Genomic DNA, 11,790 nt, shown 5'->3' with positions numbered 1-11,790 from the left:
GCACTGCTTCGTTCAACATGCATGTATTAGGCACACAGCCAGCGTTCATCCTGAGCCAGGATCAAACTCTTGAAATTGAATTTATGAATGTATTATGGTTTTTGTATCTAGTTTTGAAAGATCTATCTGCCGTTTCATAACGGACAATATCAATTATACACATTATTTATTTTTTTCAAAACATTTTTTTAAAATTTTTTATTTTTGTTTTGCTTCCATCAATAATGCTTATTTATTTTACAACATTTTCATTTTTTAAAAAGCAAATTATTAAAAAAAGTAGCATTTTTTTTAAATACTACTTCATAAATCTATAACTTTCAAGTTCTTGTTGGATATTTTCAATGTTATCTGGGTGCTTTTTATTATAAATGTTTATTAGTCTATTATATAAATTAAAGAAATATACCTCATCAGATTCAAGTTCACTAAATTTAGAAGAATTTTTTAGATAATTCTTTTTATAGTTTTTTCTTAATCTTTTATAAATTTTAAATACTCTTTCTTTATTTTTAGAATCTAAATTTTCTAATAATACATTTATATATAAGAATTGTTGATCTAAATGATCTATTTTTTGATTCAATTCTTTTTGAGCTTTTGATTTATTTTTATTATATAAATATCAAGCAAATCAGAAAATATAACCTATTAAGATAGTTCCGGCATAGCTTGGTAATAAAATTGCTGTTTCTAAACTATATGCATCTCCTACAATTGGAGGAATAAATGAAACTAAAACTATAAACCCAATTAATAATAAAGCTAGTGAGTAAATGATTTTTTCAAAAATAGGGATTTTGAAATCTTTATTTTTGAGTGAGATTATTAAAATAGAAAAGATTGAGAATCAATATTGCATTAAGAAAACAATTGTTCCTGCGTTTAAAATTGCTGAAAACTGTTCTCTGATTCCTAAAATGTTTGGAATGATTGTGAAAATAACCATCGCAAATAAAGCAAAAATAGTTACAAGAACAATCGAGTTTTTGTATTCTCCGTTTCTTGATTTTTTAGCAAATAAACTTGGGATAAATCCATCTTTTGCTAAAGGTGCTACAGTTCTTGCATAATAAATATTTGAAGAAATTGAACTGGATGTTCTGTTGAAAAAAGTTCCAACAGCAAAAATTATTAATCCTGTAATTCCAAAAACACTTTTGTAAATAATTCCAAAGGAAATTGAATTGTTTTCTGTAAGCACGCTTTTTTCATCAATTCCTAAATAAATTAAATAAAAGATGAAATAAAAACTTAAAACAATTGCAAAGATTAATAATAAAAGTTTTTTGAATCTCTTTGTTTTAACATCTGAAGAAATTCCGACAAGTCCTTCTCCACCCGCAAATGCATAAGTAAAATTAAGAACTGTTGTCGCGATAATTGAAACTGTAATTCTTTCATCTTTTGCAAAAGATGCAGCAAACTGTCTTTGTGTTAGAGATAAATAAACAACAATTGACAACCCAAGTCCAATTACTATTCACTTAATTGCTCCACTTATAAATACAAATCACTTTGATAATCTAAAACCAAGTGCGCTAATTATGATAAAAATCATAAATACAGCAACTGAAACAACTTGGTAAATTACAGCATTGTTTTGATCAAAAGCTGACATTAGCCCACCAAAGAAAAGTGGTGTTGTTGCAGCAAATAAAGGTACTTGAGCAAACTGGTTTCAACCTTGTAAAAACAGAAATCATCTGTGTTTTTTTTCTGGAAATGCTTTTTTAGCATAAATATATGTTCCACCAACTTCATTTGCATAATTCTGACTTGCCCTTGCAAAAGCAAGCATAATTGACATGGAAATAAAAGCAGTTAAGACAAAAATTAGACTTCCTCATAGCCCTTTTGAAATAACACTTGAGATTGTAGCAATAAATCCAAAACCAACAATGTAGTTAAGTCCGAAGAATATAAATTGTCTTTCGCTTAATTTATTTTTCATTTTTCCTCCTATAAGTTTAATTAATTATATAAATAAAATGAAAAAAAGCAAAAACAAAACTAAAAAATGTGTTTTTTTAATGTTTTTGCTTCTAGCTGGCTATTTTTGAATAAGTTTTAGCAGTCCTTTTTCATCAATTATTTCAATATTTAACTTCTGTGCTTTTTCGATCTTTGATTTTCCTGGATCATCTCCAACAACTAAATAGTTAACTTTTGAACTTACTGCACCTAAAAGTTTTCCTGAGTGTGCTTCGATTAAGTTTTGAAAGTGTTTTCTTGTTTCAGACAATTCCCCTGTGATTACAAAAGAAATATCTTTTAGTTTTTCTGAAAGTTGTGTTTGATTATTTAAAAATGGTTCTGGAAATTCAAAATTAAGTGTGTCTAATTTAAGTAGTAATTCTCTGTTTTTTTGGTCACTAAAGTATTTTGTAATTTCATCAACAATTGTTTGACCAAAGTCATTAATTTCAATTAAACTCTGAAAATCATAATCCATTAGTTCCTTAATTGTTTTAACTTTTTTAGCTAAATGAATCGCGTTTCTGTATCCAACATTATTGATTCCTAATCCATAAATAAACTTAAATAACGGAGTCTTTTTAGCACCTTCAATAGCGTTAAATAGCTTTGTTTGAGAATCAACTTGCATGATTTTTCAGTTCATTTTTTCGTTTTTATTTTTGGTGTTTTTTAGTTCTTTATATTTTTCATTTGTTAAATGAAAAAGTTCCATTTTGTCTTTTAATAAAAAGACATCATAAATATCTTTTATAAAGCCATTGTCGTATAAATGCGAAACAGTTTTTGAAGAAAGTGTATCAACCTTTACAGCATCTGTGGAGAAAAAGTGTTCAATTCTTCTTTTGATTTTTTCAACACAGTCTTCATTGTAACAAAACTGTTCTTTTTCTGTGTTAACTAAAGGAGTTTGACAACTTGGACACTTTTCTAAAATAACGATATTTGTTGAATCAAACTTTTTAAGCGACTCGATAACTTGCGGAATAATTTCCCCTGATTTTTTAATTTTAACTTCTTCACCAATCCTGATTTTAAGCTCAAGTATGTTTTGGTAATTGTGTAAATAAGCTTTTGAAACTGTTGTTCCGTTTAATAAAGTTGGCTTGAGTTGTGCAACATAAGCAATTTTTCCTGTTCTTCCAACTTGATACTCAACTCCTTTTAAAACACTGATTGCGATTTCATCATAAAATTTGTACGCTATAGCACCTTTAGGATATTTTGAAGTTGCTCCAAGTTGCTCAAAAAACTTGTGATTATTAACCTTAATAACAACTCCATCAATTTCATAATTGAGATCGTCTCTTTTATTTTCGATGTCTTTAATGATTTCAAAAGCTTCCAAAATATTTTCTACTTTTTGAGCACTTTGATTTACTGGAAGTTTGTTGTCTTTAAGAAACTTAATTGTTTGATCAACGCTGGAAATTTCGTGTTCCAGCGGATTCATAACTTGATAAAGAAAAACTTTTATAAAGGAAAGTTCGGCTTTTTCGCCATTTTTTCTTCTGACAATTCCTGCAGCCGCATTTCTTGGATTTAAGAAAGTTTTTGAACGCAGACACTTAGGGAGTTTGATTGATCTTGCTTTTTTATTATCTTCAGGATCTAATGATTCGTTTAGTTTTTCTTTTAGCTCTTTTTGTTTTTCTAATTCAATTTGACACTCTGTTATTTCTGTATTTAAGTTTTTAAAAGTGTTTTTATCTAGATAGATTTCTCCCCTGATTTCGATGTCTTTTAAATAAGGTATTTCTTTAGGTAAATTTTGATCATCAACTTTGAGAATATTCTCTGTAATGTCTTCGCCTTCTTTACCATCACCTCTTGTTAGTGCTTGCACTAATTTTCCGTTTTTGTAATGAAGAGCAATTGAAAGTCCGTCGATTTTTGGTTCAACATAAAATTCTGTTTGTTGATTTAAATCAGCTTTGATGTCGTTTTCAAATTTTTCCAGTTCTTCTTTTGAGTATGCTTTATTTAAAGAAAGCATTGGATATTTGTGTGCAACTTTAACAAAATTGGAAGTTGAATTTTTTTTAACTATCTTCGTTGGAGAAAGCATGTTTTCTTCGTGAGAAAATAAATAGTAATATTCTTTTTCTTGTTTTATTAGTTTCTTTACAAGCTCGTTATATTCTCCGTCTGTGATTTCTGGATTATCTTGATCAAAATATAAATGATCGTGATGGTGAATTAATTGTCTTAAATCTCTTATTTTTTTTCTTATTTCTTCTTTTTGTGCTTCTGTAAGTTTTGACATTTTACTCCTTTTTAAACTTGAGCAGTGATTGCTCATCAATAAGGAATTTGAATAACATTGTTTTCAATTAAAATCACACAAGTTACATAAGCAACTAAAAGACCTAAAACTAATCAGTTAAATCACTCAAATTTTAAACTACGGTACTTGGTTCTTTTTTCATAAGGATCATAACCTCTAACTTCCATGGCATTTGCTAGATCTTCTGCTCTTGCAAAAGACATCACAAAAAGTGGGATAGTTAGAGTAATCATTGATTTAGCTTTTTCATTGATTTTTCCGTTTTTAAAATCAACACCCCTTGAAGCTTGAGCTTTCATAATTCTCATTGCTTCTTGTAATAAAGTAGGTATAAATCTAATTGCAATTGAGATAATCATTGCAATTACCCCTGTGTTAACTCTAATTAATTTTAGAGGTGATAAAAGATCTTCAATGGCTCTTGTAAGTGCTATTGGTTTTGTTGAATAAATTAATAGAGTTGTCACAATTAGCATAATATAGATTCTTAGTCCTAAAATTAAAGACTTATTAAAAACTAAATATGTGTATTTAAAGTTAAAAAATCCTCTGTGGAACTCAAATAAAGTTTTTGAAATTAGATCATATGATTGCTCGTGATTTAGTCCATGTAAAAAGTATTCTTTCTTTTCAAAATTACTTAAATCACTTAAGATAAATCCATACAAAATTGAAGTGAATATAAAGATAAAAATGGGCATTTTAGCCATTTTTAATAAATGAAGCGGCTTTTTGGTTGTTGTTACAAAAAATATTAAAATCGGTAAAAGAAGAATGCTTAAAGTTATTAAATGAGAAGCGATGAAAAACATACTAATTATTAAAATGTTAATAATTAATTTTAGTCTTGCATCCATTCTGTGTAAAAAGGTATTTTTGTGTACATATTTACCTATAGTTACATTCATTTTATTCTCCTTTCAGTTCGTTTATTTTTTGTGCTAATTGATCGATATTTGTTACTTTTCCTACCTTAAATCCCTTTTGTTCGAGTTTTTCTACAAAGGATAAAAGTTTTGTAGGTTGCATTTTGTTTTCAATTAAAAACTGGTTGTCACTTAAGATTTCATAAGTGTCTCCATCTCTGATTATTTGACCTTTTTTAAAGATAATAGTTCTTTGTGTTCACTGTAAAACGTTGTCTAAATCATGTGTTGAAATAACTATTGTTTTCCCATTTTTGTGTAGTTTATCAAAGATTGATAAAGTCTCTTCAATACCAACCGGATCTAAACCTGCTGTTGGTTCATCAAAGAAAATTATATCTGGATTCATTGCTAAAATTCCAGCAATCGCAACCCTTCTTTTTTGACCTCCAGAAAGCTCAAAAGGTGATTTTTCTAAATAACTTCGATCAAGTCCAACTAACTCAATGATCTTTTCAGCATTTTCAATCGCTTCGGCTTTTGGAACTCCCATTGAAACAGCTCCAAAAATAATATCTTTAAGAATTGTTTGCTCAAAAAGTTGGTACTCAGCAAATTGGAAAACAACTCCAACTCTTTTTCTAATGTCCTTTAGTCCCTTTATTTTTCTTTGGTATCACTTTTTCTTTTTTAAAACTAAGGTTGTTTCGATTTCAATTTTTTCTTTGTTAGGTTTTAAATAAAAGAACTCAATTTCCCCTTGATCAGGATTAATAAGTCCATTCATGTGCTCAATAAAAGTTGTTTTTCCAGATCCTGTTTGACCGATGATGGCAATAAATTCCCCTTGGCCGATTTGTGTTGAAACGCCATCTAAAGCTTTTAGCTCGCTTGGTAAATCTTTGTCATATATTTTATTAATGTTTTTTACTTTTATTTGCATATTTGCTCCAATAACTCATCTTGATCATAAGTTGGATCAATGTTTTTAATTTTTTCAGAAAGTTTATAAATGAATGGAGAATCAATTTTTGCAAGCTCAATAATTTCTTTGTTTTTTAAGATTTCGGCAGGAGAACCTTGAGCAACTACTTCACCTTTTGCTAAAACTAATAATTCATCAGCTAAAATTGCTTCGTCCATATCGTGAGTAATTGAAATTAAAGTTTTTTGGCGAGTTGCTTGAATTTCTCTAATAATTTTTAAAACATCGTGTTTTCCCTTTGGATCAAGCATAGAAGTTACTTCATCAAAAATGATAACTTTAGGATCTAAAGCCAAAATAGAAGCAATAGCGACTCTCTGTTTTTGACCTCCAGAAAGATTTTGAGGTTCTCTTTCTAAAGCGTCTAGCATATCAACTTTTTCAGCAAGTCTATAAATAATTTCTTTCATTTGAGCTTGCGGAACTTTTCTGTTTTCTAAACCAAAAGCAATATCATCTTCAACTGTAAAACCGACAAACTGGTTGTCTGGATTTTGGAAAATAATTCCAACTTCTTTTCTGATATCTTTTAGTGTATCTTTTGCCATCTGAATTCCATTAACTTCCACGTGTCCTTGTGTAGGTTTAAAAATCCCTGTCAAAATCTTTGACAAAGTTGATTTTCCGGAACCATTGTGTCCTAAAATTGCTATGTATTTTCCATCTCCAAATTCAACATTTACGTTTTTAAGAGCATATTTTATTTCTGCTCCTTGTGCATCCTTTGAAGAATTGTAACTGAACCAAACATCTTTTACTTTAATCATAATTACAATTATACTTTTTTAGCCTTATTTTATAAAATAAAAAAACAAAAAAATTAACACTTATGTGTTAATCTTTATTATATTTTTCTAAAGTTTGAAAACTAAGTTAGCTGCTGTAGAATAAGCTCTTAAAAGTGGACCTGATCCAAGTTTTATTCCGCCAAAATATCTTACAACAACAACTAAAATATTACTTTGTTTATGCAACTGAATTAAATTAAAAATTACTTTGCCAGCAGTACCTTTAGGTTCTCCATCATCACTCATTCCATACTGCATAATTCCTTCTTGATCTCTAAATTCAAAAGCATAGCAAATGTGTCTTGCTTTTTTGTGTTCTTTTCAGAGATCATCAATAATTTTTTTAACATCATCTTTTGAATTGATAGTGTATTTTAGAGCTATGAATTTTGATTTTTTAATTTCATAAATATTATTCATTTTCAACTTTAAAAACTAAATTTCCTTCCGCAATAACATGTGATTTAGCTTTTTGTAAAGCTTCTGTCAGTGTTATAACTTGAAATTGGTCATTTTGTTCGTGAATTTGTTCTATATCTAAAGCATAAATACTTAGTGTATAAACTCCAGATCTTTTAAAGCTCATTCCAGGTAGATCGATTAGTCCATAATCATTGGAAATTCATCTAAAAATTTGAGGATCACTCTTTAGTCCAGCAGCTATTAAAGGAGCTACATGAGAACCAAAAGTATTGATATAGTGGTATTTTTGATCTAAAATGTCTTTTTTAGTATGCTCATTTATTACTTGTGATTCTAATAAAATTTCATCAGAACTAAATTGATCTGCACTAATGTTTTTGATTCAATAAACTGTTGGAGTTCCAAAGACTTTTACCTCTGCGTTTCCTAATAAAGTTATTAAATAACTTTTAGCACCTTCGATTTTATTTCATTTTAGAGGCATTGATACAGAGTGGAAATAGTCTCCATGAATTTTACCTACATAAAAGTTTTTTAGATAGTTGAAATCTCCTTTTTTATAAATTCCACTTGATTTAATATTAATTTTTTGAATTTCTGTATTATGTTTATAAAAACTTTGTTCTTGCTCTTCTAAAGGTTCGTTTAATTCTTCTTCAGTTTTGTTGTTTTCTACAATTTGGCCATTTTCAATTTTAAATTTAGTTCTATAAAGGAAAGAACTAAAACCTTGATCAATTATTTTTGGCATCAATCAAGTTTGAAAGTCATCAAAAAAGGCAACGTGTTCTTCTTTGTTGAAATCATCTGCCTCTATTTTTTCTGTATTTAAAGCAAAAACTCTTAGTTCATAATTGTGATCTGCTTCAATTGGAAAAGGACCTAAAAACACCCCTGGAACAGCATTTTTCTGTATTCTTTGAACTAAATGTAAAGGAACTTGAGAAGTCATTGAGTTTTCTATTTGCAGTATTTTATCTTTGTTTTGGAAAGAAAAATCTCAATCAATTTTATTAGTTTTAATATTTGCAGCAATTCAGTGAATAAAAGGAGCGCCCATTGTTCTTGTTGCTTCTTTATCAATCAAAGTAATTGCATAAGATTTAGCACCTTTTACTTTGTCTCATTTTATAGGAAAACTAACGGAATTATCTTTTGAATTACCGTTTCCATACATAGTATTTAATACACCATTTTTAACATCTTTAATATAAATTTTCATATTTAAATTTTACTAAAAAAAGCGATATAAAAATATAATTTCTTATTATGTGATTAAAAAACAAAAGAAATATTTTTGTTGTTATAATCAAAAAAAATTCTTTTTGTTTTTGCATCATAAAAAATCATTTATAATAATAGTGATAGCAAAGGAGAAGTTATGACTTTTATCAAAAACATTACTAAAATGAATAAACGTATCATTTCTAAAAATGTTTTTGTTTGTCATATAATTTCCTAGAAAAAAGAACTAAAAATGAATAATCTAACACCTTTTTTCTTTGGAAGAAGGTGTTTTTGCTATCAAGAAAGGAAAAAAATGAAAAAAAATAAATTATTTAAAATTTTAGGATATCTCGGAGGAACTTTAACTCTTCCTCTTTTTGCAACTTCCTTTTCTACAAACTTCGATAAAAGCGTAAATTACGATAATGCTAAATTCAATATTAATGAAGTATTTGAAAGAATTTACTCTTTCAACACAAAAGGAGTAGTAGATGGAGATGATTTAGAGAGTGAAATTGCAAATAAATTCATAAAGAGTCTTCCAAAAAATAAACAAATTATAATTTATACAGATGACACAACAGTAAGTGAGGAAGATAATTTAACAAAAATTAAGAAGACAGAGGAAAATAACAAAAAATTCCTTGAAAATCTAGCTGAAAAAATAAAAGATGATATTATCGTGTCAAGTTTCTTTTCTTCAACTATTAATTTAGTTTGATTAGAGGTTAAAGAAGAAAATATCGATTACATTCTTAATGTTTTAAAGAAAGAATCAATAACTAATTTCGAAATTAAAGAAAAAATTTCTTCAATTTCAGAAGAAAATGCAAAAAAAGGAATTATCAATACATTTTGTTTAGATAAGGTTGATAACCTTGGAAACTGTACATCAATATACAAAAAACCTGTGGAAATAAAAGAAAAAACAAAAAATTACACTTTTAAATACAATGCGGAAGAAATAAAAAAATACTATAAAAAGCAATTTGAAGTTGTTAAAGATGATTTTTCAGAAACAAATATTAGTATATCAAGTGGAAATTCAGAACCTATAAATACAACAAGAACAAAGGTGGCTATTTGAGAAGGTGGTCAAATAAAAAATTCCGATAATTTTGAAGTTTCTAAAATAAAAGTAATCAATTTCAATGATGATACTTCATATGATATCCACAAAACCAATGTTGCATCAATTGTTGGAGGTCTTTCTGGAATTGATACTTTTGCTAAACTTTATGATGTGAATCAAAAAAAATGAGTATATCAACGCAAAGATAATTCAAAACCTAAAGTTTTAGTTTTCGATTCTATTTCAAGCGTCGATAATCTTGTAAAAGAATTAATTGCAAATGATGTAGATTTGGTTAATGGAAGTTTTGGAATAATTGGTAATGATGAGGACTTTTATCCACAGGATTATGACAACTTTTCTTACTACTTAGATATTATTACTAAAAAATTTAAAATCTTATTTATTTTTGCTTCCGGTAATGAGGGACAATACAAAAAAAACAATAAACTAGATTCATTTAAAAATAATTTTAATAATATTGTTGTTGGTTCTGTAAATACCGATAATTACAAAGAAATTTCTAGTTTTTCAACAAAAGAAAGTTCCTCATTCTATTTTAAAGGTAGTGCTCCAGGAGTAACAATTACTGCTCCAGGAACATTGTATAATTTCAAAGAAATAAGCGATATAAGCGGCTTAAGAAGGGGTACTAGTTATTCAACACCTCTTGTAACAGGGGTTATTTCTAAACTAATAAGAAATAATTCTGTGCTCAAAAAAAATCCAATTTCTATTTTATCTATAATTGGGGTTTCATCAACTAAATTTAACGAAATGAAAAAAGACTTAATACACGGAACTGGCTACAGTGAATCTTTTGGTTCAGGTGTTATTAATTACAAAGATGCCAATGCTGCTGTTAAAAATTTAAAAGTATACAACATTCCTGCTTCAACAGAAAATGGCGAACTATGAAATACAAAATCAGAAGAAATATTTTTGAGTAAAGGAGATAATTTAACAATTTCAAGTGCATGATATTTTAACGGTTTTAAAGACTATGAAAATTCTTCCCTTTTAAATTTCAAAAAGAATGGTCAATTTTTTAAAGATAAATTAGAGAATAAATCGATTACTGATTTCGATATTATTCTAGAAAAATGAAACGAGAGTTCAAAAACCTGAACTAGAGTAGAAAGAACTCTATCTTCAAAATCTAATAAAGAAATTTTAGAACATAAGGCATCAGAAAGTGGAAAGTATAGATTCTACATTTATAAATTCTCAAGTTCACAAAATAGGGAAACAGACCAAATTGCAGTCAGTTATTTGGTGAAAAATGAAAAATAAAAAATTCTTTTTTCTATCATTACCTATAATGCCTTTAATCTTCTCATCATGTACACTACAAAAATCAGATCAACTTGAAGAAGAAAAAATCCCATTAATTAGAGATCTTAACGAAAAAGAAACACAATATCAAACTGCTGTAGAAACTTTTGAAAATTTAGAAAATGATTGATCAAAAGTGAATATTAAAATAAGTGATATTAACAAATTTACTTTTTTAAAAAATAAAGTTAAACTCACAAAAGAAGAAAATAATGCAGTTTTTTATAATTCTGCTAAAGACTATGATGACTTTGTAGATATTAAATTTCAGAAACAAAATCTTTTTAATCTTAAAAGAAATGATACTCAAACAACCTTTATTCCAATTGTAAATTGAAAACAAGCAAGGTATTTTTTAAGAGGTTTAATTTTCAATTCAAATAGTTTCTGAAATACTAATTTTGATCATATAAAAGATGAAAAAGAAGAAGTAGTAAAAGGAGAAAACAAAAGAATACATATTGATGAATTTTATTCAGGAGATATTAAATATTGAATTAATGAAATCATTTCTTTTTCTCAAATGTATAAGAAAGATGTTGGTTGACATCCAGATTTAGAGAGTGTTGATTTTGGAGACGGAGTTGTAAATAACACATTCTTTTCTAAATATATATTCTTGATTGCAATTAAAAGAAGCGATAAACAACTTTCACTTCCAGACAACCAACTAATAAATCTAAAAGATTTAGCACTTAACAAAAAGACAGAACTTGATGAGAATCTAAAAGACAATTTATTTGATATAGAGTTCCATATAGTTCCAATTGCAAAATAAACTAAAAAAATAACCGAAAAAGCCTGATTGAGTGCTATTTTCGGTTATTTTT

9 protein-coding genes and 1 rRNA gene are annotated in these 11,790 nt (G+C 27.6%); 2 read left to right on the top strand and 8 right to left on the bottom strand.

Annotation, left to right across the window (positions count from 1 at the left end):
* The 8 genes from JV122_RS03590 to JV122_RS03555 all read right to left on the bottom strand — a co-directional run.
* Positions 1-77, bottom strand: a 16S ribosomal RNA gene (locus tag JV122_RS03590); the annotation flags it as partial.
* A gap of 221 nt (positions 78-298) precedes the next feature.
* Entirely contained in the window at positions 299-1,954 is a 1,656-nt protein-coding gene (locus tag JV122_RS03585; protein WP_205843151.1) for an APC family permease, read from the bottom strand.
* Between the two features lie 99 nt (positions 1,955-2,053).
* Positions 2,054-4,243: an NAD-dependent DNA ligase LigA gene (gene ligA, locus JV122_RS03580; RefSeq protein ID WP_205843150.1), complete on the bottom strand. Its 2,190-nt coding sequence runs from the start codon at positions 4,241-4,243 to the stop codon at positions 2,054-2,056.
* Positions 4,244-4,254: 11 nt separating this feature from the next.
* Positions 4,255-5,172, bottom strand: a complete 918-nt coding sequence (locus JV122_RS03575; RefSeq protein WP_205843149.1) for an energy-coupling factor transporter transmembrane component T family protein — start codon at positions 5,170-5,172, stop codon at positions 4,255-4,257.
* 1 nt (position 5,173) lies between these two features.
* Entirely contained in the window at positions 5,174-6,073 is a 900-nt protein-coding gene (locus JV122_RS03570) for an ATP-binding cassette domain-containing protein (protein ID WP_205843148.1), read from the bottom strand.
* Positions 6,064-6,882 carry an energy-coupling factor transporter ATPase gene (locus JV122_RS03565; protein WP_205843147.1) on the bottom strand — a complete coding sequence of 273 codons (819 nt, stop codon included), beginning with the start codon at positions 6,880-6,882 and terminating at the stop codon, positions 6,064-6,066. The genes JV122_RS03570 and JV122_RS03565 overlap by 10 nt, the downstream gene beginning before the upstream one ends.
* A gap of 87 nt (positions 6,883-6,969) precedes the next feature.
* Positions 6,970-7,323, bottom strand: a complete 354-nt coding sequence (locus JV122_RS03560; RefSeq protein WP_205843146.1) for a YigZ family protein — start codon at positions 7,321-7,323, stop codon at positions 6,970-6,972.
* Positions 7,316-8,548: a YbhB/YbcL family Raf kinase inhibitor-like protein gene (locus tag JV122_RS03555; protein WP_205843145.1), complete on the bottom strand. Its 1,233-nt coding sequence runs from the start codon at positions 8,546-8,548 to the stop codon at positions 7,316-7,318. The genes JV122_RS03560 and JV122_RS03555 overlap by 8 nt, the downstream gene beginning before the upstream one ends.
* A 318-nt stretch (positions 8,549-8,866) precedes the next feature.
* Between JV122_RS03555 and JV122_RS05080 the strand changes: the two genes are divergently transcribed.
* Together JV122_RS05080 and JV122_RS03545 are read left to right on the top strand one after the other, a co-directional pair.
* Positions 8,867-10,918 (top strand): S8 family serine peptidase, encoded by a 2,052-nt coding sequence (locus JV122_RS05080; protein WP_205843144.1) that lies wholly within the window; start codon positions 8,867-8,869, stop codon positions 10,916-10,918.
* Positions 10,908-11,738 carry a hypothetical protein gene (locus JV122_RS03545; RefSeq protein ID WP_205843143.1) on the top strand — a complete coding sequence of 277 codons (831 nt, stop codon included), beginning with the start codon at positions 10,908-10,910 and terminating at the stop codon, positions 11,736-11,738. The genes JV122_RS05080 and JV122_RS03545 overlap by 11 nt, the downstream gene beginning before the upstream one ends.
* The last annotated feature ends 52 nt before the right edge of the window (positions 11,739-11,790 follow it).

The sequence above is a fragment of the Mycoplasma procyoni genome, assembly GCF_017052595.1.
Classification (GTDB): domain Bacteria; phylum Bacillota_I; class Bacilli_A; order Mycoplasmatales; family Metamycoplasmataceae; genus Mesomycoplasma_A; species Mesomycoplasma_A procyoni.
The sequence above is the reverse complement of the archived record's forward strand: the minus strand, read 5'-3'. Positions and strand labels throughout refer to the sequence as shown.